The sequence below is a fragment of the Bacillus sp. DHT2 genome (assembly GCF_026241455.1).
In the GTDB taxonomy this organism is placed as follows: Bacteria; Bacillota; Bacilli; order Bacillales; family Bacillaceae_G; genus Bacillus_A; species Bacillus_A pseudomycoides.
Genome location: NZ_JAPHWH010000005.1, coordinates 305,520 through 327,039, shown reverse-complemented (window position 1 = coordinate 327,039; position 21,520 = coordinate 305,520). Strand labels below are relative to the sequence as shown.

23 protein-coding genes, 2 pseudogenes and 1 other annotated feature are annotated in these 21,520 nt (G+C 37.6%); of the genes and pseudogenes, 13 read left to right on the top strand and 12 right to left on the bottom strand.

Annotation, left to right across the window (positions count from 1 at the left end; all coding sequences use genetic code 11):
* Positions 1 to 140 precede the first annotated feature (140 nt).
* Genes ORL93_RS15165 through ORL93_RS15155 form a run of 3 tightly spaced genes read right to left on the bottom strand, consistent with a single transcriptional unit; the run spans position 141 to position 1,056 of the window.
* The gene (locus ORL93_RS15165; protein ID WP_003201303.1) at positions 141 to 665 is read right to left on the bottom strand and encodes a GNAT family N-acetyltransferase; all 525 of its coding nucleotides are present in this window, start codon (positions 663 to 665) and stop codon (positions 141 to 143) included.
* A 13-nt stretch (positions 666 to 678) separates the two neighbouring features.
* Positions 679 to 870, bottom strand: a complete 192-nt coding sequence (locus ORL93_RS15160; protein ID WP_098161047.1) for a hypothetical protein — start codon at positions 868 to 870, stop codon at positions 679 to 681.
* A 6-nt stretch (positions 871 to 876) separates the two neighbouring features.
* Complete coding sequence (locus tag ORL93_RS15155; protein WP_003208786.1) at positions 877 to 1,056, bottom strand: hypothetical protein; 180 nt, start codon at positions 1,054 to 1,056, stop codon at positions 877 to 879.
* 408 nt (positions 1,057 to 1,464) lie between these two features.
* Between ORL93_RS15155 and ORL93_RS15150 the strand changes: the two genes are divergently transcribed.
* Together ORL93_RS15150 and ORL93_RS15145 are read left to right on the top strand one after the other, a co-directional pair.
* Positions 1,465 to 1,974, top strand: coding sequence for a MogA/MoaB family molybdenum cofactor biosynthesis protein (locus ORL93_RS15150; RefSeq protein ID WP_003201309.1), 510 nt, complete (start codon positions 1,465 to 1,467; stop codon positions 1,972 to 1,974).
* Positions 1,971 to 2,579, top strand: coding sequence for a molybdenum cofactor guanylyltransferase (locus tag ORL93_RS15145; RefSeq protein WP_098161049.1), 609 nt, complete (start codon positions 1,971 to 1,973; stop codon positions 2,577 to 2,579). The genes ORL93_RS15150 and ORL93_RS15145 overlap by 4 nt, the downstream gene beginning before the upstream one ends.
* Before the next feature lie 81 nt (positions 2,580 to 2,660).
* On the opposite strand, the gene ORL93_RS15140 is transcribed toward ORL93_RS15145, so the two are convergent.
* The 3 genes from ORL93_RS15140 to ORL93_RS15130 all read right to left on the bottom strand — a co-directional run bounded on the left by ORL93_RS15140 (position 2,661) and on the right by ORL93_RS15130 (position 5,016).
* A complete protein-coding gene (locus ORL93_RS15140; RefSeq protein WP_265959170.1) occupies positions 2,661 to 3,803 on the bottom strand; it encodes a glycosyltransferase family 4 protein in 1,143 nt (380 codons plus the stop codon).
* Positions 3,804 to 3,815: 12 nt separating this feature from the next.
* Entirely contained in the window at positions 3,816 to 4,358 is a 543-nt protein-coding gene (locus ORL93_RS15135) for a phosphatase PAP2 family protein (RefSeq protein ID WP_003201315.1), read from the bottom strand.
* A 145-nt stretch (positions 4,359 to 4,503) separates the two neighbouring features.
* Positions 4,504 to 5,016 carry a gamma carbonic anhydrase gene (locus ORL93_RS15130; protein ID WP_097794255.1) on the bottom strand — a complete coding sequence of 171 codons (513 nt, stop codon included), beginning with the start codon at positions 5,014 to 5,016 and terminating at the stop codon, positions 4,504 to 4,506.
* 74 nt (positions 5,017 to 5,090) lie between these two features.
* Between ORL93_RS15130 and ORL93_RS15125 the strand changes: the two genes are divergently transcribed.
* Entirely contained in the window at positions 5,091 to 5,894 is an 804-nt protein-coding gene (locus ORL93_RS15125) for an alpha/beta hydrolase (protein WP_018764577.1), read from the top strand.
* 36 nt (positions 5,895 to 5,930) lie between these two features.
* Entirely contained in the window at positions 5,931 to 6,992 is a 1,062-nt protein-coding gene (locus ORL93_RS15120; protein ID WP_029427349.1) for a tetraprenyl-beta-curcumene synthase family protein, read from the top strand.
* Positions 6,993 to 7,138: 146 nt separating this feature from the next.
* Here ORL93_RS15120 and ORL93_RS15115 read toward each other — a convergent pair whose 3' ends face one another.
* From ORL93_RS15115 to mnmL, 6 genes and pseudogenes are all read right to left on the bottom strand, one after another.
* Positions 7,139 to 8,449, bottom strand: a complete 1,311-nt coding sequence (locus ORL93_RS15115; RefSeq protein ID WP_003208782.1) for a PepSY-associated TM helix domain-containing protein — start codon at positions 8,447 to 8,449, stop codon at positions 7,139 to 7,141.
* 174 nt (positions 8,450 to 8,623) lie between these two features.
* Positions 8,624 to 9,166: a hypothetical protein gene (locus ORL93_RS15110; RefSeq protein ID WP_097794257.1), complete on the bottom strand. Its 543-nt coding sequence runs from the start codon at positions 9,164 to 9,166 to the stop codon at positions 8,624 to 8,626.
* 12 nt (positions 9,167 to 9,178) lie between these two features.
* Positions 9,179 to 9,862: an aspartate/glutamate racemase family protein gene (locus ORL93_RS15105; RefSeq protein WP_097794258.1), complete on the bottom strand. Its 684-nt coding sequence runs from the start codon at positions 9,860 to 9,862 to the stop codon at positions 9,179 to 9,181.
* A gap of 245 nt (positions 9,863 to 10,107) precedes the next feature.
* Positions 10,108 to 10,254 (bottom strand): annotated as a pseudogene (locus ORL93_RS15100) (ATP-binding cassette domain-containing protein); the annotation flags it as partial.
* Positions 10,255 to 10,382: 128 nt separating this feature from the next.
* Positions 10,383 to 10,955, bottom strand: a complete 573-nt coding sequence (mnmM, locus tag ORL93_RS15095; protein ID WP_097794260.1) for a tRNA 5-(aminomethyl)-2-thiouridylate-methyltransferase MnmM — start codon at positions 10,953 to 10,955, stop codon at positions 10,383 to 10,385.
* Entirely contained in the window at positions 10,952 to 11,911 is a 960-nt protein-coding gene (mnmL, locus tag ORL93_RS15090) for a tRNA modification radical SAM protein MnmL/YtqA (protein WP_265959169.1), read from the bottom strand. The genes mnmM and mnmL overlap by 4 nt, the downstream gene beginning before the upstream one ends.
* Before the next feature lie 110 nt (positions 11,912 to 12,021).
* Between mnmL and ORL93_RS15085 the strand changes: the two genes are divergently transcribed.
* The 9 genes and pseudogenes from ORL93_RS15085 (at position 12,022) to ORL93_RS15045 (ending at position 21,466) form a co-directional block, all read left to right on the top strand.
* Positions 12,022 to 12,285 carry a YtzC family protein gene (locus ORL93_RS15085; RefSeq protein WP_003208776.1) on the top strand — a complete coding sequence of 88 codons (264 nt, stop codon included), beginning with the start codon at positions 12,022 to 12,024 and terminating at the stop codon, positions 12,283 to 12,285.
* Positions 12,286 to 12,300: 15 nt separating this feature from the next.
* Positions 12,301 to 12,450 (top strand): hypothetical protein, encoded by a 150-nt coding sequence (locus ORL93_RS15080; RefSeq protein WP_003208774.1) that lies wholly within the window; start codon positions 12,301 to 12,303, stop codon positions 12,448 to 12,450.
* 4 nt (positions 12,451 to 12,454) lie between these two features.
* Positions 12,455 to 12,586: pseudogene (locus tag ORL93_RS15075) on the top strand (DUF418 domain-containing protein); the annotation flags it as partial.
* 151 nt (positions 12,587 to 12,737) lie between these two features.
* On the top strand, positions 12,738 to 13,100 hold the full coding sequence (locus ORL93_RS15070) for a VOC family protein (RefSeq protein ID WP_097794261.1): 363 nt from the start codon (positions 12,738 to 12,740) through the stop codon (positions 13,098 to 13,100).
* 449 nt (positions 13,101 to 13,549) lie between these two features.
* The gene (locus ORL93_RS15065; RefSeq protein ID WP_018782089.1) at positions 13,550 to 14,311 is read left to right on the top strand and encodes an ABC transporter ATP-binding protein; all 762 of its coding nucleotides are present in this window, start codon (positions 13,550 to 13,552) and stop codon (positions 14,309 to 14,311) included.
* A 16-nt stretch (positions 14,312 to 14,327) separates the two neighbouring features.
* Positions 14,328 to 16,181 (top strand): FtsX-like permease family protein, encoded by a 1,854-nt coding sequence (locus ORL93_RS15060; RefSeq protein ID WP_097794262.1) that lies wholly within the window; start codon positions 14,328 to 14,330, stop codon positions 16,179 to 16,181.
* A 164-nt stretch (positions 16,182 to 16,345) separates the two neighbouring features.
* Positions 16,346 to 17,539, top strand: a complete 1,194-nt coding sequence (locus ORL93_RS15055; RefSeq protein WP_003201342.1) for an MDR family MFS transporter — start codon at positions 16,346 to 16,348, stop codon at positions 17,537 to 17,539.
* 52 nt (positions 17,540 to 17,591) lie between these two features.
* Positions 17,592 to 17,879, top strand: a binding site (T-box leader).
* A gap of 66 nt (positions 17,880 to 17,945) precedes the next feature.
* Entirely contained in the window at positions 17,946 to 20,354 is a 2,409-nt protein-coding gene (leuS, locus tag ORL93_RS15050; RefSeq protein ID WP_018782090.1) for a leucine--tRNA ligase, read from the top strand.
* Positions 20,355 to 20,500: 146 nt separating this feature from the next.
* Entirely contained in the window at positions 20,501 to 21,466 is a 966-nt protein-coding gene (locus ORL93_RS15045) for a hypothetical protein (RefSeq protein WP_265959168.1), read from the top strand.
* The last annotated feature ends 54 nt before the right edge of the window (positions 21,467 to 21,520 follow it).

The following is a 21,520-nucleotide window of genomic DNA, read 5'->3' as shown; positions in this document are numbered from 1 at the left end:
AGTGAAATCTTTATACATGGAAAAATATACGAACGGAAAGCAGTATACACAGATGATTAGTATAGTAAGGATTACTTTTTTATTTATTTACCACCTTAAAAAGTAGTTGTTTTACATTCTTCACTGATGGAAATTTCACATTACTTGTAGTTGTTCTGCAGCAAGGCAAACATTTCAATATCATGCCATTTCCCATTTCGGAATACAGCTTCTTTACAGGTACCTTCATGTTGAAAGCCGAGCTTTTTATAGAGAGAAATGGCTTTATCATTAAATGAAAATACACGTAAGGATACACGATGTAAGTTCAATTCTAAAAAGGCATAATTTAATAACACTGTTAAGGCTTCTTTCCCGTATCCTTGTCCCCAGCAATTCTTTTTACCGATATCAATAATACATTCCGCATTCCGATTGTGTGGATCGATGTTAATTAAAGAAGTGAGACCAATAGGAAGATGACTATCTTTTTGTTCAATGATATAACTTTTAGAAGTGGGAGAGTGGATGATTTGTTTGCAAAACGCTTCTGTTTCTTGAACGGAATGGACATCAAGATTAAGGATAGTGGTATTCATAACTTCTATATCGTTCCGCCAAAGATGATAGATGGGAATATCGTCTTCTGAAAACTTTCGTAAGCGAATTCGATTTGATTCGAACAATTCGGTATACCTCCTATTTCACCTCATTATTTTGTTTCGTGAATACTCCAACACACGAACCACAATATACTTCTCCATCAAGCTCAATATATTTTTTCATATTCGTCATCCCGCTTGGAGGGAACGGCATATGCATCCATGCTTTTTCATATGTTTGAATCTCTTTTCCGCATGATCTGCAAATTGTAGGTTTTTTGCGAAACAATGGTCATCATCCTTTCTTTTGACGCGCTTTTCCAGCACAAAATGCACTGCATAGTAAAAAGAGTGTCGCAAATCCCCAGCCGCCAATTGCTGAATATGGAACAGCATCCTTTAATGCCATCCCAGCACTGATGGAAGCGACAAATAGAAGGATAAATACCGTTGTGAGTTTTTGATAAAGTTCCATGAATGAACCTCCTAATTATGAAAATTTATTTAGTATGTATCTGGTTATTTCGTGCAATTCCTAATCCATTGAAATAAAATAAAGCAAGAGGAACCACGGTTCTCGATAATAACGAATAGAGTCGTCTGGCATGAATACGTATCATTTTAGAAAATTGATACCTAATCTATAGGTAATGAATTGGAAGGGAATTAGGATTATAAGAAAAGGAATTCATGGGACAGGTTGTTTAAGATTATAAAGAGATATAGAAAAACTCCCTTTTTATGGTTATATATACTTATATTGTATCATGATGTTTCGGTTATGTAATAGATAATTGTGGATATGTGATGTATTTCATATGTAATAAAGTTTCTATACGATATGATAAAATTATGAGTAGTTCATAAGAAGGGGCGAATAAAAATGAGCGTAATAGAACATAAAAAACAAGCACCCACAGAGGTGCGTTGTAAAATTATTACAATCTCTGATACACGTACAGAAGAGACGGATAAGAGTGGTAAGTTGTTAAAAGAATTATTATTAGAAGCGGGCCATATAGTAACCGCTTATAAAATTGTAAAAGATGATAAAGAAAGTATTAGGCAAGCTGTATTAAGTGGATATCATCAAGAAGATGTTGATGTTGTCTTAACAAATGGAGGAACTGGTATTACAAAGCGTGATGTTACGATTGAGGCGGTTTCGGCATTATTAGATAAAGAAATTGTTGGATTTGGTGAATTGTTTCGGATGATTAGTTATTTAGAAGATATCGGCAGCGCTGCAATGCTAAGTAGAGCAATTGGCGGAACAATTGGAAGAAAAGTTGTCTTTTCGATGCCAGGTTCTAGCGGGGCAGTTCGCCTTGCGATGAATAAATTAATTTTACCAGAGTTAGGACACATTACATTTGAGCTGCATCGTCAATGAAAAAGCTCGCTGGGATTGTATTAGCTGGTGGTATGTCGAGACGATTTGGTGAGCCGAAAGCATTGGCAAGCTGGCAAGGACATACTTTTATCGAACAGATTGTTCAAATGATGCGGGATACTATACAAGATGTAGTTGTGATTAGTCATCCTGATATAAAAGAAAGAATTGTTACCTTAGTAGACGTTCCTGTTATAGAAGATATTCCTCCCTATAAAGGAGATGGACCGCTTGCTGGAATTGTATCGGGGATGGAGCATATAGAGACGGAGTGGTATATCGTTTCGCCTTGTGATGCACCGAACCTTTCAAATGAGTGGATTACAGCATTAATAGGACAAATAAGTGGTGAATATGAGGCAATTGTTCCGGTTATTGATGGAAGAAAGCAGCCGTTATTAGCAGCGTATCATTATCGTGTAAAAGAAAAAATATACGTATTACTAAATGAAGAAAAACGAAGTATGGGACAAATTTTATCACAGTGCAACGTAAAATATGTGATGGAAGAGGAATGGAATGTAGCGAAAGAATTATTTGTGAATGTAAATACAAAAGAGGAATATGCGCGGTTACTGAATGAGAAAAAGAACAAAAAGGTATGACGTTATAGAGTCATACCTTTTTGCTCTTTATGAATACGATGGATGAGTTCATTGCTATATGTTTTGAGGTCAATTTTTTTATTACGCAAGTAGTTCGGTATTGTTTTGGTGAAGCACCTCTTCATATTGCATGTATAAACCATGAAAAATTTCATCCCAGCTTTGTGTAGTGGCGTAGAATCTAGCGGCTATGCCCATCTGTTTACGCATTTCTTCGTTATTTAACAACTGATAAATAGATGATAAAAATGAGTTCGAATTTTTGGGCTCGCAAAGAAAACCTGTTTTTCCATCTGTAATAATATTTTTTACCCCGCCAGAATTCGCACCAACGACTGGTGTACCACATGCGAGCGATTCAAGAACGACATTGCCAAACGTTTCTGTGGCCGATGGAAATATCATGAGATCGGAGCATGCATAAGCTTCTGCTAAATTTTCTTCTTGTAAATATCCCGTAAACGTAACGTTTGCTGGTAAAGTTTCACGTAATTCTTCAGCAAGGGGACCATCTCCTGCAATGAGCCAATGAATATTATCTTTTCGTTCTTTTATTGTTGTGTGAATCAGTGTACGCAGTGTTTCGATATCTTTTTCAGGGGCAATGCGTCCGATATAGGGAAGAATGTATGGAGCAGTAATATTATATTTTTTTCGGAATAGGTCTTTATTGTAAGCCTGATGGAAGAGGGAACAATCTACGCCGCGCCCCCATATATATAAATTTCGAAATCCCTTTTGAGTTAATTGCTGTAATGTTTCAGGAGAAGGGACAAAGTTTTTTTGCATACTACTGTGAAACCACTTTAAATAATTCCATAACATATTGGAGAAAAATTCAATTTTATAATATTGCAAGTAGGAATCAAAGTCAGTGTGATAAGAACCGACAAGAGGGATATTTAATTTTTTCGCGTAATACATGCCGCATAGTCCCATGTTAAAAGGAGTAGCGACATGAATGATATCCGGCTGAAAGTTAAGAAGTTCCCGCTTAATACGCGGAGTTGGAAAAGCGAATCGACATTCTGGATACAGTATTTTTAGCGGAATACTTCTCATTTTATTCACATTGGCTACGAAATCATCTTCTGCTGTATGCTGCGGTGCGAATACGGAGTAAGCAATATTTTGTTTTTGAAAATAAAGGGTCAAACGATCTAGTGTGTTTGCCACGCCATTTACTTGCGGTGTAAATGTATCAGTAAATATGGCGACTCTCATCCAATCTCTCCTTTACATGAAAAATGGAATGAATTGATAAAAAGAGATGATGCCAGAACATGTGCCAAGGCACATACCTACAAATACATCTGATGGATAATGAAGCCCGAGATAGATGCGGGAAATTCCTACAATAATTGCTAATAGAAGTAAAACGACTAATAAGTTTGGATCATAACAAATAAATGGAACAACTACCGAAAAAATAGCTGTTGTATGACCTGACGGAAAAGAATGATCTTTTAATGGATGCGATGGATATTTTGCATCTTGAATTGTTAAATAAGGCCGTTTGCGTGGATACCACCTTTTTAATATTTGCACAGGAATATGACTAATTGTTAATGAAAGAGCTGCTGTAATTGCTGCATCGTGCAGAGGACCCTGTGAAAATATAAGAAAGCATAACGTGAGCGAGATGGAAAAGATTGCACCACCGATATGTGTAATGGTACGGAAAAAGATATTTAATGTTTTTTGATCAAAGTAACGGTTAATTCCTTTGAAAATGTAACATTCTATTTTATATAAGGAGCTGCCGGATTTAGCTTTCATGAAATCTCTCCCCCTCATTTACATATATATTGAGATTATATCTTCTATTTTAATAAGACTTTATTGAGGGAATAATAAGATTTTGTAAAGAAAACGTTAGAGTTTTAACGAAAAAAGCTGCCATCGTGGTGGCAGCAAGTAGAGACTATTTTTGCAGTGACTTATAGTACTGTCCTTTTTCAACATATTGTTTGCGAATGCGTTCCATATCTTTGTGATCTTCATCTGTTAATTCGCGAATGACTTTTGCCGGACGACCGAAAGCCAGTGTATTAGGTGGAATTTTCTTTCCTTGTGAAACTAAACTACCAGCACCGATGAATGCACCTTCACCAATTTCAGCACCGTCTAAAATAATAGATCCCATCCCGATTAAAGAGTCTTTTTTTAAGGTACAGCTATGTAAAATAACTTGATGTCCAACTGTTACATCATCTTCTAAAAGAAGAGGGTACTGTGGACTTTGATGAAGTGTACATTGATCTTGTACATTTACGCGGTCTCCAATTATTACCTTAGACACATCACCACGAATGACTGTATTAAACCAAATGCTTGATTCTTCACCAATTGTGACATCGCCTGTAATCGTAACATAGTCAGCGATAAAAGTACTACTCGCAATTTTTGGATTTTTATCTTTATAAGGATATATCATGTAAAGCCTTCCTTTCTTAGAAACTAGTTTTAGTGTATCAAATTAAGGAAAAGAGTGAAATGGAGGAGTTTCGTATGTGGAATTATGAAGCGGAAGCAGCCAAAGCGGTAATCGTGATGGTGCACGGTGCGATGGAATATCACGGACGTTATGAGGCGCTAGCAGAAATGTGGAATCATTTCGGGTATCATGTTGTCATGGGAGACCTTCCAGCTCATGGAACAACTTCAAGAAATAGAGGACATATTGACTCATTTGATGAATACATAGAAGAAATAAAATTATGGGTGAAAGAAGCAAGAAAGTATCGGCTACCTATTTTTTTATTTGGACATAGTATGGGCGGTCTTATTGTCATTCGAATGATGGAAGAAACGAAGAGAGACGATATAGATGGAATTATATTAAGCTCGCCATGCTTAGGTGTATTAGCTGTACCTGCTGCTCCGCTTCGAGCTGTTTCAAAGGTGTTAAATATTCTCACGCCAAAACTTCAATTTCCCACCAAACTTACAGTAAACATGTCAACGAGAAATAAAGAAGTTCGCGATGCGATGGAAAATGATTCATTGTTCTTGCGCAAGGTATCGGTTCGTTGGTATAGTGAATTGATAAAATCTATTGAGATTGCTCATGACAAAATAGATGAGTTTCCAGACGTTCCGCTCTTGCTAATGCAGGCATGTGAGGATAAAATTGTAGATAAAACACGTGTCCGTAAATGGTTTGATAACTTAAATATTAGTGATAAGGCATATAAAGAATGGTCAAATTGTTACCATGAGCTATTAAATGAGTATGAGCAAGATGAGATTTTGAACTATATCAAGTCATTTACTGAAATACATGTAAATAACATAATAGAAACAAATAAATAATTATTTGTACATTTAATAGAGGAGATGAAGGAAGAAGTGAACGTACCGAGTAATCCCATAACGCTCATGGCGAAAGTATACCGTGATGTGTTTCCGGTTGTACACCATGAGCTAGCGATGTGGAAAGAGCGTGCCTACCATATTCCAAATGACGAACTTCATAGTCAAGCGATTGCAAGTATTGAGCATAAAACATTTCATTGTGAAGGCGGTGGTATTTTAGCGCTGCTCGCAAATGAACAACGCGAGGAATGTATTCGTTTTATTGTGGCGTATCAGACGATTAGTGATTACTTAGATAATTTATGTGATCGTAGTACATCGCTTGATCCGAATGATTTTGCTGCACTGCATGAATCAATGCTGACTGCATTAACACCAGAGAGTGAAGGAAGCAATTACTATCGTTATCGAGATGATCAAGATGATGGTGGTTATTTAGATGAGCTTGTTGCAACATGCCAAGATGTTTTAAAGAAAACGAAGCACTATGATAAAATCGCTCCGATTCTTCACGAACTTGCTTGTTATTATTGTGATTTACAAATTCATAAGCATGTGAAACTAGAAGAAAGAGAACCGCGCTTACAAACATGGTTTGAGGCTCATAAGGAAAATGTACCGCCAATGAGCTGGTTTGAATTTTCGGCATGTGCAGGATCAACACTTGGAATCTTTTGTCTCGTGGCGTATGCGTTTCATGATGAATTACTTGATGAAGATATTGCAAAGATTAAGCAAGGTTATTTCCCGTACGTACAAGGGCTTCATATTTTGCTTGATTACTTTATTGATCAAGAAGAAGACCGACTTGGCGGGGACTTAAATTTCTGTAGTTATTATGAAAATGAACAAGTCGTATTAGAGCGAATGAAGCATTTTGTGGAAGAAGCAGAAAGAAATATTGATGGCTTACCACATGCGAAGTTTCATCGCCTTATTAGCCGCGGTCTCCTTGGGATTTATTTATCTGATCAAAAGGTATCAGAGCAAAAGAATATGCAGCAAATGGCACGGCGCATCGTGAAATATGGTGGATTCACTTCACGATTCTTCTATTGGAACGGGAAGATGTACCGAAAGAAAATGGCGCAGTGATAGAAATAGAAAAAGATGTGCATTTGGTGCACGTCTTTTTCTATATTGATTTTTGGTGATGTTCTTTTTTTAATTCGTGAGAGAAAGAAAAAATTGGTCATAAATAAAAAGCATTTGTACAAGATGAATTGTACAAATGCTTTTTTCTATACTTTTTTTACCCGTATTTTAGAGAATAGATATAGTAAAAACTCAACTACAAAAATAATAAGAACAGATAAACCGAATAAAGGCATGACAATTCCTAATAAAATCATAATAAGTATAAAGGCAAATATGCTTTTTTTATCCTTTTGTTTTGATGGTGCTCCCACCTTACCTTGTGGCTTTCTTGCTAGCCACATTTTAACACCGAAATAAATGAGGAATAGTAAGGACAAGGTTGTAAGTAAGCATAGTATTTTGTTTGGCCATCCAAATAAATGTCCTTCATGAAGGGGGATGCCATAAGAAAACCACTGTGCAAATAAGCCATAATCACGATAGTCAATTTTTGAAATGAGAGTGCCGCTATATTGATCAAAATAAGCAGTAATCTCTTCATTTGGTGATACGTGCATTCCTGTAATACCAGAACCGCTAGATTTTGAAATAGTGAATACTCCTTTTGGCTCATTTGGTAATGAAATGACATATGGTTTTTCAATTTGAATAGATTTCTCTAACTCATCAATTGAAAGAGCTGTCTGTTCGTTTGAATCTGATTGTGGCGGTGTTTCTTGTCTAGTCGCCCACGGTAACTCTTTAAACTTAGACTCTGGAGGAGCCATATATAATTTCGGATATCCTAGTGATTCATTGGAAGTTGCTATGTTATAAATTTGTTTTCCCATGAAAGCAGACCAAGGTAATCCTGTTAGTACTAAGAGAACGAGTGGAATTGTAAATACAATACCGATTATGCTATGAAGTCGTTTGGATCTCTCTCTAGCGTTTGATACTGGGGGTTTCTTGAAGCGTTTTATACTCATATATAAACCAGTAACAATTAAAAAAATCGTCCAGCAAGCGGCTAGTTCGACTAAGTAGTTTACAACGGTACCGCCTACTAGAAGAGAGCTATGTAATTCTCGCATAATATTTGCAAACGTTGCATCAGCATTTTGATCCCCAACAATTTGGTTATGTTTATCTAAGTAAACATACTTCTGATCACCTGTATATTCATTTGCCATTGTGAGTCTTGTATTATGATCATCTTTAAAATAGCTAATTTTCGTCACGTTATAGTGAGGATATTTCTTTTCTGTTGTTGAAATGGATTCAGACATAGAAAGAGATTCTGTTTGCCTACTATTTCCAAAATATAAATCTTTATAGATGAAATTCTCAACTTCCTCTCGAAACAAATAACCAATGCCACTGAGTGATAAAGTAATGAGTAGTGGTGCTATGAAGAGACCGGCGTAAAAATGCCACCTCCAGAAAATATAATGAAGCGATCGATTCTTTTTCATATTTTAAATCCTCCGTCCAACCTTTTATAAAATGAATGCTCATTTAATATATCGGGATAAAGTGTGATTACTTTGAAAGAATTGTGAAAAATGTTAAAAGTTTTAGGGGCATATAAAAAAGACGTGCAGCATGTGCACGTCTTTTTAGCGATTTCTGTCGAGGGGTTGATATATTTATAGGCGCGAGGAACAATGTTGGATACATAGTTCTGTCGAGCGAATAAGTTCTTCATTTCCTTTTTTTATTCGAATTTGGAGTGCTTTTTGAAAGTAAGGTAAAGCTACATTCAGATCTCCTTCATCTAGTTTACTTTTTCCGTAATGTTGATAGAGAAAATCTTCGTAATTTGTTAAATCATTTTGGTGCAACATATGAAAGAGTTCAGCAAAGATTTCATTTGCTTTTTCAAAGTCACTTTCCCAATGATATACATGAGCAAGGCGAAGTTTGTTAATAAAAATTCCTTGCGTATGTTGTAAGGCTTCATATCTTTCTATGGCCTTTTGTAAGTAGTATTTGCTCTCAGAAAGGTTTCCTACGATTCGGTCGTAAACACCGATTAAACTGCATTGCTTCGCATATGATATATCTGAATGAGCTAAATTTGTTTTTAAAAATGTAATCCCTTGCTTCATTTCAGCAAGGGATAGTGGTTTTTCGCGGAGATTTTCATCGAATGTATAGCCCATTTCAAAAGGGATGTTTTCTATTTGCATGGAATTCTCCTTCTATACTTTTTTGTTGGATAAGTATTCATTCACCACTGCCTTCGCAAGGCAAGCTGATGAATCCACTAAATAAAGGCTGTGTGCTCCGGTGTTTAATACAACGTTTAAATCTGTACAAGCTATAATAACTCCATCTACCGTTTCAGCTAATTCTATGCAAAGTGTACGCCATGATTTAGTTGCGTCAGGCAAGTCTCCTATTTTTATGTTTGAGATAATTTGAGTGATAGCCGTTTGCCAGCTATTTTTATGTATATAGTCCATACCACGTTTTGCAATCCCATCTTGATATATACCGGATTGAACAGTCGCATCGGTTGCTAAGAGAGCTACTTTCCTTACGTGATCGGGTATTTCTTTTATCGTCTCATCCACCATATTTAAAATGGGAACTGAAATTAAATTTTGTAATTCATAAAAATATAAGTGCGCTGTATTACAAGGCATGGCAATAAAATCGACACCTGTGTTTTCAAGTTTTTGTGCGCCATTTATAATAGCATTTTCCATAGCTTTATGATCAATAGGTTTATCCATATAAAAAGGTGTTGGACAGGAATAAATCATCATATGAGGAAAATCCATATCATGTTTCGCACCGTATACTTTTTGGCATTGCTCAACTACTGTATCAACGAAGGGGCCTGTGGATTTCGGCCCCATTCCTGCTAGTATTCCAATCATTGTTGTATATCCTCCTGATTTCATAATCTAAATTTAGAAATTCTTGTTTTCGTCTACATGTTCCTTCTTTTTCGTACAAGATAAAGAAACAAACTCATTAAAACAAATGAATATGCAAGTGCTCATGCAGTAAGCCAAAGCACGTGAACAAGCAAATGATGTTCATATTGTCCAAACATCAGAAAACTATTGATAGGTGGAAAAACCGATAATAGTTCCGGCATTTCTTTTTTGAGATGAATGGAAGCAATCATTTTGAGTAAAGTACTTTTTCCAGTACCATTGCCACCGATAATGGCAACCGCCTGTCCTTTTGGAATAGATAAATGAATGTCTTTTAGTAGCAGTTGTTTGCCATCGGCCTTTTGTATTTCCTTTCGTTCTAATAACAAAATGATTGCCTCCTTCTTTATAGATTTCGCACATCCATTATATGGTATATTTTATTCTCGGAACAATAAAAAAACGTGCAGCACATGCACGTTTTTTTATAACGATCCTTGTTGAATCGCCGATATATTTAGCGTTTCTCAATCGCCACAATAAATGGCGGGTTATTTTGTTGGTTGATGAAGCCGTAACGAAGTACGTGAGCTTGTTTTTGATCCAGCTCTTCGGCGAATTGCAGGACAGCATCGCGCTCGACTTGTCCTTCTGGATGTCCATGATAAATGACTAGGACGATGATGCCTTCTGGTGCCATGACTTCTAATAATTGTTCGATAGCAGCTATCGTTGAATTTGGTTTTGTAACGATATGCTTGTCACCGCCAGGAAGGTAACCTAAGTTGAAAATGGCTCCGGTTACCTTGCCTTTTGCTTCTTCTGGTAATACAGATAACAAAGTATCGTGGCTATCATGAACGAGAACAGTTCGTTCTTCAAGTCCTCTTTCTTTTAGGTGAGTAGCCGAACTTTCAATTGCTTTACGCTGAATATCAAATCCGAATACTTTCCCGTGTTCGCCAACAATCTCCGCTAAAAAACAAGTATCGTGACCGTTGCCAAGTGTTGCGTCTACAGCATAATCACCTTCTTTGATAGCTGTTTGCAAAAGCGTGCGTGCAAACGGTAATACACGTTCTAATTTCATACGGGTTTCACCTCATTTGCATATTTTCCTTGCCAGCTTCCGCGGCGTATAAATTCCGCATCGATGGAATTTAATACTTCCCATTTATTTAAGCTCCACATTGGACCAATCATTAAGTCAGGTGGACCGTCACCTGTGATGCGGTGCACAATGACATCTGCTGGAATGATTTCAAGTTGGTCCACAACAAGACTGACATAATCTTCAAGAGAAAGGAATTCTAACTGTCCTTTTTCATATTGCTTCACCATTGGTGTTCCTTTTAATAAATGAAGTAAGTGAATTTTAATACCTTGTACATCAAGTTTTGCGACTTCACGTGCAGTTTCCATCATCATGTCGTAGTCTTCAAGCGGAAGCCCATTAATAATATGGGAGCATACTTTAATGCCATGCTTACGAAGTTTGTTTACACCTTCTACATATGATGGATAATCATGAGCACGGTTAATGAGGTTCGCAGTGCGCTCATGAACGGTTTGCAGTCCAAGTTCAACCCAAAGATACGTGCGTTTATTTAAATCAGCTAAATATTCAACGACATCGTCAGGTAAACAGTCGGGACGAGTTGCGATTGAAAGACCAACAACATCTTTTTCTGCCAACAGCGGTTCGAATTTTTCTTTTAGCATTTCTAATGGAGCATGCGTATTGGTGTATGCTTGGAAATAAGCGATACACTTTCCATCTTTCCACTTCGAGTGCATTTTTTCTTTCATTTCATGATACTGCGTTACAACATCATCGCGGCGATCGCCAGCAAAGTCACCAGAACCAGCAGCGCTGCAAAATGTGCATCCGCCGTATGCAACTGTGCCATCACGGTTTGGGCAATCAAATCCAGCGTCTAATGAAACTTTAAAGATTTTTTCGCCGTACTCTTTTCGTAAGTGATAATTCCACGTATGGTAACGTTTATTGTCATTTGTATATGGAAAAGGGTTTTGAACCTTCATTACATATCCCTCCTAAAGCCTAAAATGAAACAAAATCCATTATAACATACTCATAAGGTCGATATGGAAGGGACACACTAAGGGAGAACTAAAGGCAAGGAGGCTACATCATGGCAGAGCGTCAATCACTTGAAGAATACATTACGCAAGCAGAGCAAGCTATAGAATATGCAAAAGAGCAATTAGATATCGGAAGTAGACAAGAGCATTACAATACAATGGAGTATTCTGATGCACAATTACAATTAGAACAAGCTTATAATGATTTACAAATTATGCAGCAACATGCGAATGATGAACAACGTGAGCAATTAAATCGTGCACGTATGGCAGTTCGTCAATTACAGCACCAAATGATTATTACACCGCACTAATAAGGAGTGAATGTAATGGCAAAGCGCTCAGATCAAAATAACCCAGAGCAAAAAACGCAAAATGGACATAACGCTGAGTTCTCAAATGAACTCGATCCAGTGGTACAAGCAAAACAGCGTAATCGTAAAAAAGGACAACCACAAAAATCAAAGCAATCAGAGTAAGCCAGGTCGCTTGTTTAATTTTACAGGAAACCTGATGTATATGCAGACTCTATATGTATGTATCGCAATTTATACAATCTAAATTATTTTCAGTGTCATCTAGATGAAGTTTTTCAAGATGGGGCCATTCGAATAAATTTGGCGTGTGATTACGTATTGGACAGTTACGCCTTTAAAAAAATAATGTTGGAGAAAAAACTGCTTCAGAAATGGAGCAGCTTTTTGTATTTTTGAATCTCTCCGTTATAATTAAGTTTCAAGTAAGAATAGTAACGGAGGAAGAAATAATGATTGCACATATCGGCACAGTAGCGATTTACGTAGATGATCAACAACAGGCACTTGAATTTTGGACAGAGAAAGCGGGATTTGAAGTATATCGTAACGATCCAATGGGACCAAACGCAAGCTGGATTGAAGTAGGACCAAAAGGCACACGTTCGCACTTAGTCATTTATCCCAAAACAATGATGCCAAATGCAAATGGGCTAAAAGCATCAATCGTGTTCGTAACAGAAAATATGACAGAAACGTATGAAACAATGAAGAAGAACGGGGTAGAATTTACACAAGAGCCAAATAAAATGCCTTGGGGTACATTCTCTATCTTTAACGATAATGAAGGCAATGAATTCGTTTTAAAAGGTTAAAACAATAAAAGGAAAAGCTGAGCTTACATGGGCTCAGCTTTTTGTGTGGCATTATAATCTGAATTGCTGAATATTACGAATTTTTTATCGTTATTTATGGTAATATATGGTATGTTAATAGGTGGACATTTAAATTTTTGGATGTATTGGTTTGTTTATAAAAAGCATGTTAAGGAAAATGTGAAGGGGAAGGGATATAGATGAACAATACTATGAAAATAAAGAATGTCGATGTATATCCGAATGTAAATGTTAGCAAGGTAACACGTTTTTAATGTGATTTTTTCTATGAAATTGAATGGAATGAATCTATTGATATGGTTCTAAAAAAATGAAAAATAAGCATTTGTATTACAAAAGTGTAAGGTAAATGTAATGTTAAACAATGGTAGATGATGCAGAAATGGTACAAACTAGGAAATGGAAAAACAATTGTAGGAGGATATAGGATGAGCAAACCAGTTGTAGACGTAAAAAACGTCCAAAAAGTATACGGTAAAAAAGGCGAGAGCCAATCACATGCCTTAAAAGGTGTATCGTTTTCGATTCAAGAAGGTGAATTCGTTGGAATCATGGGACCATCTGGTTCAGGGAAAACAACGTTATTAAATGTAATTTCAACATTGGATAAAGCAACGGGCGGCGTTGTTGAAATTGCAGGTACAGATATTACAAAAATGAAGCAAGGAGAACTATCTGATTTTCGCTCACAAAAGTTAGGATTCATCTTCCAAGACTTTAACTTATTAGAAAACTTATCAATCTATGAAAATATTGCTCTGCCACTTTCTTTGCAAGGCGTTCCATCACGTAAGATTGGACCGAAAGTAGAAAAGGTAGCTGAAATGTTAGGAATTTCAGAAATACTTCAAAAGTACCCATCTGAAGTATCTGGTGGACAAAAACAGCGTTCAGCAGCAGCGCGTGCGCTTGTACATGAGCCAGCGATCATTTTAGGAGACGAGCCAACAGGAGCGCTTGATTCTAAAAATGCAACGAGTCTTTTAGATGCAATGACAAACTTAAATGAAGAACAAGGTGTATCGATTATGATGGTTACCCACGATCCATATAGCGCAAGTTACTGTCAGCGTATTTTATTCATTCAAGACGGCGAGTTATACAAAGAAATTCACCGCGGTGGTACGCGCGAAGCGTTCTATAAAGAAATTTTAGATGTGCTTGCAGACTTAGGCACACAAAAAGCATAAGAAAGGAGGTTCAGACATGTTATTTAAGCTTTCTATGTCAGGACTGAAAAGTAAGCTGAAAGATTACATTGTCTTACTTGTTGGTCTTGTAATGTCAATTTCGATCTTTTACATGTTCCAAACGTTAGCATTGAATAAAGCGTTTATTGAGGCGAATTCTGTAATCAGTAGTATTCAATTCGTCTTCCATGCTGGTGCGGTACTATTAGCTATCATTACATTCTTCTATATTTTATATGCTAATTCTTTCTTGCTATCACTTCGTCAAAAAGAATTTGGTATGTATATGATGTTAGGAGCCAAAAAGCATAAGGTGACACTGCTTATGTTTATTGAAACTATTGTATTAGGAGCAGCATCTCTTGTAGTTGGTATTGCAGTCGGTGTAGGGCTCGCGCAAGGAATTGGTAAACTACTTATGCAACAGCTTGAATTTACTGCAGGTGGCTATCATGCATTTTATGTTCCATCTATGCTTGTTACATGTATTTTCTTCTTAGTACTATTTGTTTTATCAGCAATTATGAATAGTATCAAATTATCACGTATTACGGTTCTACAACTGGTTCATGCTGATTCTAAAACAGATCGTGTTTCTAAAGCAGGAGTAAAGACTGTTATAGCTGCATTCGTTGGAATTATTCTATTAGCAATCGGCTATGCTTCTATGATTTACATGGGTAAGTTGGCGCAAATGGGGGTTATTATTGCATTAATCACTGTAACGTCCGGAACTTACATGTTATTTGGAACATTCCTTCCGCTTATTATTAAAAAGCTAAAGAGTAATAAAAAGCGTACTGAAAAAGGACTTAATGCTTTTACATTTGCACAGTTAAATTTCCGCATCAATAGCTTAACAAAAGTACTAGCTACAGTAGCGATGTTAGTGGCGCTTGGAGCGGGTGCGATTTCAGGCGGTATGGCGTTCAAAAATAACGTTATGCTTACTGTCGATGGTTTGGCAATTTATGATGTTGCGATTCATAATCCAATAGCCGAAGAGAAGAAAATTTTAGATGGTATTACATTTAAAGAGAAAAGTGAATATCGTTACAAAACAGACGATAAATATGTCTATTATTTAAAAGAAGATTTAGAGAAAAATCGTCCTTTAATACAAGATTTAAAAGATTTTAAAGGAATGAAAGATATTGGTAAAGTGAAACGAGTTTCTGAAGAACTGCCAGTAGGTGCGATTTCGAGTTCCGGTCAAGAAAAATCTGATAATGTGATTCCAAAGGAGTGGGATCAGGCATTAAGCACGATTCATCCAATTTATGTATCCCCTAATCAAACAATTAAAATTGTAGACCAAAAAATGTATGATGGTTTGCAAGGTAAAGAGGGCGTTGCATTACTTGGAAAAGTAGGTGATTTCTTAACATATAAAAAAGAGTGGAAAAAAATTGACGAGTTGCAGCTAGTTAAATATAAAAATGTAAAAGAAAATTCCTTGCAAAGTAAGAACCAGTTTTATACTGGATTTTACGGCATCGCTAGTGGAACAGTATTTATGGGGCTCTTCCTAGGAATTGCTTTCTTAGCAATGATGGCAAGTTGTTTAATGTTTAAAATTCTATCGGGTGCATCAAGCGATATTACACGTTACCAAATGCTTCGTAAAATCGGTGTTCGCCGTGAATTATTAACGAAGTCTATCTATAAAGAATTATTCTTAGTATTCTTATTCCCAGCGATTGTCGGTATTGTTCACGTGTTAGTTGGTATGAATATTTTCGGATTTATCTTAATTGACCCGTATTTCCGTATTTGGTTACCAATTGTAATTTTCGTGGTCATTTACACAATTTACTACTTCATTACAGTTCAATTGTATAAAGGAATTGTTCTTCCGAAAGAGGACTAAGAGTTAGAAAATACCGAGCAGAGGGTGCTCGGTATTTTTTCTTTTTCATTTAAATATCATTATCTGAATTTCACCAACTATTAATCAGTTGCCTTCCTATTTAAAAACGACTACAATTTTACTGTTATGTATAGAACGAAAAAAACAGAATAGGAGGGGAAACTATGCCAAGGAAAGTATGGCTATTAGTAGCTGGGATGATTATTAATGTCACGGGTGCTTCTTTTTTATGGCCATTTAATACAATTTATTTACATGATCATTTAGGAAAATCGTTATCTGTGGCCGGAATGGTATTAATGATTAACTCGTTAACAGGAGTAATTGGTAACTTACTCGGCGGTGTTTTATTTGATAAATGGGGCGGATATAAGTCGATTTTAGTAGGAATTGTGATTACACTATTAGCGATTTTAGGTCTTGTATTCTTCCATGGTTGGCCATTATATGTTGTGTGGCTTGCGTTAATTGGATTCGGTTCTGGTATGGTCTTTCCATCGATGTATGCGATGGTTGGTACGGTTTGGCCAGAAGGCGGACGGAGAGCATTTAATGCGATGTATGTTGGACAAAACGTTGGAATCGCTGTTGGTACAGCGTGCGGTGGTTTAGTTGCTTCTTATCGTTTTGATTATATTTTCTTAGCGAACTTTATTTTATACTTTATTTTCTTCTTAATTGCTTTTATCGGATTCCGTGGTATGGAAGATCAGAAAGATAAGAGTGTAGAAGTAAAAGAAGGAAAGAAAAAAGGTTGGTCACTTACCCCAGGATTCAAGGCACTTCTTATCGTATGTGTAGCATATGCTTTATGCTGGGTTACATATGTACAATGGCAAGGTGCGATTGCGACACATATGCAGGAATTAAATATTAGCCTTCGTCATTACAGCCTGTTATGGACGATAAACGGGGCGATGATTGTTTGTGCGCAGCCATTAGTAAGTACGATTATTCGTGCGATGAAGCGTTCTTTGAAACAACAAATTATGATCGGAATCGGCATTTTTGCAGTGTCATTTATTGTACTTAGTCAAGCACAGCAATTTACCATGTTCCTTGTCGCGATGGTGACATTAACAATTGGTGAATTATTTGTTTGGCCAGCTGTTCCAACGATTGCGAATATCCTTGCACCAAATGATAAGCTCGGTTTTTATCAAGGTGTTGTAAATAGCGCAGCGACTGTTGGGAAAATGTTTGGCCCAGTTGTTGGCGGAGCAATTGTTGACTTATACAATATGGAAGTATTGTTTATAGCAATCATGGTAATGCTTGTAGTAGCGCTTATCGCAACGAGCATTTATGATAAACGAGTGAAAGTGGAAGAAACAGTAGAAGAAAAAATTGCAGTTTAGTTTGACGGAACATGTAACATGTTTTAGAATATATTTAAATTAACTCATACTTGTAATAACAGTGAGAAGGAGTAGTAGTAATAGAAGCTGGTTTAGAGAGTTGACGGTTGGTGCAAGTCAATCCACGTTTCGTTATGAACTCGCCTTTGAGTTGCAGTTGTGAACCAAAGTAGCAATTGCCGTCTATCCACGTTACGGATCTAAGCGAATGTATATATTAGTGCTTGTTCAAAAGGAAGATAAAGAAATGCGACAGCTATCTTTACCGAACGTTTTGAACATCCTTTATTACATTAATTTAGGGTGGTACCGCGGGAATCTATAACCTCTCGTCCCTTTCTAGGGATGAGAGGTTTTTTGTATTTTAGGCGGTGAAAATAAATACAATTTGAATGGAGGATATCTCATGAGCTTTAATCATCAAGAAATTGAGAAGAAGTGGCAAGCGTATTGGGAAGAGAATAAAACATTCCGCACGCCAGATGAGACAGAAAAACCAAAATTTTATGCACTAGATATGTTCCCATATCCATCAGGAGCTGGGCTACACGTAGGACATCCAGAAGGATATACAGCAACGGATATTTTATCTCGTATGAAACGTATGCAAGGATATAACGTTCTTCATCCAATGGGATGGGATGCATTTGGTCTTCCAGCAGAGCAATATGCACTTGATACTGGAAATAGCCCAGCAGAATTTACAGAGAAAAACATTAACACGTTCCGTAACCAAATTAAAGCACTTGGCTTCTCTTATGATTGGGACCGTGAAGTAAATACAACAGATCCAAACTACTACAAATGGACACAATGGATCTTCTTACAGCTATTTGAAAAAGGATTAGCTTACGTAGATGAAATACCTGTAAACTGGTGCCCAGCACTTGGTACAGTACTTGCGAACGAAGAAGTTATCGACGGTAAGAGTGAGCGCGGTGGACATCCTGTTGAGCGTCGTCCGATGAAACAATGGATGTTAAAAATCACTGCATATGCAGATCGTCTACTTGAAGATTTAGATGATCTTGATTGGCCGGAAAGCTTAAAAGATATGCAACGTAACTGGATCGGTCGTTCTGAAGGTGCAGAAGTACACTTTAACATCGATGGTACAGATGAGAAGTTTACAGTCTTCACAACGCGTCCTGATACACTATTTGGTGCAACTTACTGTGTACTTGCTCCAGAGCATGCGCTTGTTGCAGAAATTACAACTGCGGATCAAAAAGAAGCAGTAGAAGCGTACATTGATTCTGTAAAAGCGAAAAGTGATTTAGAGCGTACAGAACTTGCGAAAGAAAAAACAGGCGTATTTACTGGTGCTTATGCAATTAACCCAGTAAACGGTGAGAAATTACCAATATGGATTGCTGACTATGTACTTGCAACTTACGGAACAGGTGCTGTAATGGCAGTTCCAGCCCACGATGAGCGTGATTATGAGTTTGCACAAGTATTTAGCCTTCCAATGAAAGAAGTTGTAAAAGGCGGAGACATCACGAAAGAAGTATATACAGGTGATGGTCCACACGTAAACTCAGCATTTCTTGATGGTCTAAATAAAGAAGAAGCAATTGCAAAAATGATTGAATGGCTTGAAGTAACAAGTGCAGGAAATCAAAAAGTAACATACCGTCTTCGTGACTGGTTATTCAGTCGTCAACGTTACTGGGGTGAGCCAATTCCAGTTATCCATTGGGAAGATGGCACAATGACAGCTGTGAAAGAAGAAGAATTACCATTAGTTCTTCCAAAAACAGAAAACATTCGTCCATCTGGTACAGGTGAATCACCACTTGCAAACATCGAAGAGTGGGTAAATGTTGTCGATCCTGAGACTGGTAAAAAAGGTCGTCGTGAAACAAATACAATGCCGCAATGGGCTGGTAGCTGCTGGTACTACCTACGTTACATCGATCCAAACAACAGCGAAGCACTTGTAGATCCTGAAAAAGTAAAACAATGGCTTCCAGTTGATATTTATATCGGCGGTGCAGAGCACGCTGTACTTCACTTACTATATGCTCGTTTCTGGCATAAAGTATTATATGATATCGGTGTGGTTCCAACGAAAGAGCCATTCCAACAATTATTTAACCAAGGTATGATTCTAGGTGAAAATAACGAGAAAATGAGTAAATCAAAAGGGAATGTTGTAAACCCTGATGATATCGTAGCAAGCCATGGTGCAGATACACTTCGTCTTTACGAAATGTTCATGGGACCATTAGATGCTTCAATTGCTTGGTCTGAAAATGGTCTTGACGGAGCTCGTCGTTTCTTAGATCGTGTATGGCGTCTATTTGTTCAAGATAACGGTGAACTAAGTGAGAAAATCACAGATGCCTCTAATCAAGAACTTGAGAAAGCATACCATCAAACAGTGAAGAAAGTTACAGAAGACTATGCAGAGCTTCGCTTTAACACTGCGATTTCTCAAATGATGATGTTCATTAACGATGCATATAAAACAGAAGTACTTCCGAAAGAATATGTAGAAGGTTTCGTGAAAATGATTGCACCAGTTGCACCGCACGTTGCGGAAGAACTTTGGAGCAAGCTTGGACACAGTGAAACAATCACATATGCAAGCTGGCCAACATTTGATGAGTCTAAACTTGTAGAAGATGAAGTTGAAATCGTTGTTCAAGTTATGGGGAAAGTTCGTGCGAAACTGAAAACGAAAAAAGACGCATCAAAAGAAGAAATGGAACAACTTGCTATCGAAGTAGTGAAAGAACAAATTGAAGGGAAAACAGTTCGTAAAGTAATTGTTGTTCCTGGAAAACTTGTTAATATCGTTGCAAATTAATAGGAAAGAGCAGTCCTTATGAGAGGGCTGCTCTTTTTTTTAGACAACTGAAAAATGAGTGGAATTCCCTTATAGACAAACACCTATTCTTGTATGAGAAATATGATAACAAAGGCAGGTTAAATTGAGAGAAAGAGGTGAAAGAAATGAAAGGGATGGATAATAATGCACCGCACGGCTTTATGATAGGTGAGGATGGCTATGCACAAATGCTAATGGGAGGAGCTGGACAACAAGGATATGGTGGGAACCCAACATGGATGGGCGGATCATCAGAAGGAGTTCCTACATCTGTAGCTGGAGCGCAAACAGGAATGCCAACATTCGTGGGAGGAGCGCAGGGTGGAGTTCCTATAGGAGTACCAACTACATTTCCGGCATTTGTAGGAGGAGCACAAGGTGGAGTTCCTGTAGGGGCACCAACTACATTTCCGGCATTTGTAGGAGGAGCACAAGGTGGAGTTCCTGTAGGGGCACCAACTACATTTCCAACATTTGTAGGCGGGGCACAATCTGGCTTCCCTGCACCAGTTGGTCCGCAACCAGGATTTGGTGGTGTTGCTCCTATTCTAGTAGGAGGAGTAGGTCCACAAATGATTCATGGTCATCACGTCCATCACGTCCATCACGGTCACCACCAACATCACGGTCACCACCAACATCATGGTCACCACCAACATCACGGTCACCACCAACATCATGGTCACCACCAGCAACACGGTCACCACCAGCAACACGGTCACCACCAGCAACACGGTCACCACCAGCAACACGGTCATCATCAGCAACACGGTCATCATCAGCAACAAGTACATCATCATGGTCACCATCAAATTCATCCACAGGCTGTTTTATATCAAACACAACACCATGGTCAGCATCAACACCATGGTCAGCATCAACACCATGGTCAGCATCAACACCATGGCCAGCATCAACACCATGGTCAGCATCAACACCATGGTCAGCATCAACATCATGGTCAGCATCAACACCATGGCCAGCATCAACACCATGGTCAACAACATCAAACATGGTATGGCGGAGCGGGAAGTGCAGGAAGTACTGCAGGAACAGCGGGCGCGGCAGGGCATGCTGGACACGGACACTAATAGAGTAAATGAAAAACATAAAAAAATTCTCTTGTACGCAAGGGGATTTTTTAT

Coding starts and splice junctions, on each gene's coding strand:
- mnmM (WP_097794260.1), bottom strand. CDS start 10,955: ATGAAATTAGAACGTGTATTACCGTTTGCACGCACGCTTTTGCAAACA.
- ORL93_RS15055 (WP_003201342.1), top strand. CDS start 16,346: ATGCCAAGGAAAGTATGGCTATTAGTAGCTGGGATGATTATTAATGTC.
- ORL93_RS15110 (WP_097794257.1), bottom strand. CDS start 9,166: ATGCAAATAGAAAACATCCCTTTTGAAATGGGCTATACATTCGATGAA.
- ORL93_RS15135 (WP_003201315.1), bottom strand. CDS start 4,358: ATGAAAGCTAAATCCGGCAGCTCCTTATATAAAATAGAATGTTACATT.
- ORL93_RS15105 (WP_097794258.1), bottom strand. CDS start 9,862: ATGATTGGAATACTAGCAGGAATGGGGCCGAAATCCACAGGCCCCTTC.
- ORL93_RS15060 (WP_097794262.1), top strand. CDS start 14,328: ATGTTATTTAAGCTTTCTATGTCAGGACTGAAAAGTAAGCTGAAAGAT.
- ORL93_RS15145 (WP_098161049.1), top strand. CDS start 1,971: ATGAAAAAGCTCGCTGGGATTGTATTAGCTGGTGGTATGTCGAGACGA.
- ORL93_RS15070 (WP_097794261.1), top strand. CDS start 12,738: ATGATTGCACATATCGGCACAGTAGCGATTTACGTAGATGATCAACAA.
- ORL93_RS15155 (WP_003208786.1), bottom strand. CDS start 1,056: ATGGAACTTTATCAAAAACTCACAACGGTATTTATCCTTCTATTTGTC.
- ORL93_RS15065 (WP_018782089.1), top strand. CDS start 13,550: ATGAGCAAACCAGTTGTAGACGTAAAAAACGTCCAAAAAGTATACGGT.
- ORL93_RS15080 (WP_003208774.1), top strand. CDS start 12,301: ATGGCAAAGCGCTCAGATCAAAATAACCCAGAGCAAAAAACGCAAAAT.
- ORL93_RS15130 (WP_097794255.1), bottom strand. CDS start 5,016: ATGATATATCCTTATAAAGATAAAAATCCAAAAATTGCGAGTAGTACT.
- mnmL (WP_265959169.1), bottom strand. CDS start 11,911: ATGAAGGTTCAAAACCCTTTTCCATATACAAATGACAATAAACGTTAC.
- leuS (WP_018782090.1), top strand. CDS start 17,946: ATGAGCTTTAATCATCAAGAAATTGAGAAGAAGTGGCAAGCGTATTGG.
- ORL93_RS15140 (WP_265959170.1), bottom strand. CDS start 3,803: ATGAGAGTCGCCATATTTACTGATACATTTACACCGCAAGTAAATGGC.
- ORL93_RS15045 (WP_265959168.1), top strand. CDS start 20,501: ATGAAAGGGATGGATAATAATGCACCGCACGGCTTTATGATAGGTGAG.
- ORL93_RS15115 (WP_003208782.1), bottom strand. CDS start 8,449: ATGAAAAAGAATCGATCGCTTCATTATATTTTCTGGAGGTGGCATTTT.
- ORL93_RS15150 (WP_003201309.1), top strand. CDS start 1,465: ATGAGCGTAATAGAACATAAAAAACAAGCACCCACAGAGGTGCGTTGT.
- ORL93_RS15125 (WP_018764577.1), top strand. CDS start 5,091: ATGTGGAATTATGAAGCGGAAGCAGCCAAAGCGGTAATCGTGATGGTG.
- ORL93_RS15085 (WP_003208776.1), top strand. CDS start 12,022: ATGGCAGAGCGTCAATCACTTGAAGAATACATTACGCAAGCAGAGCAA.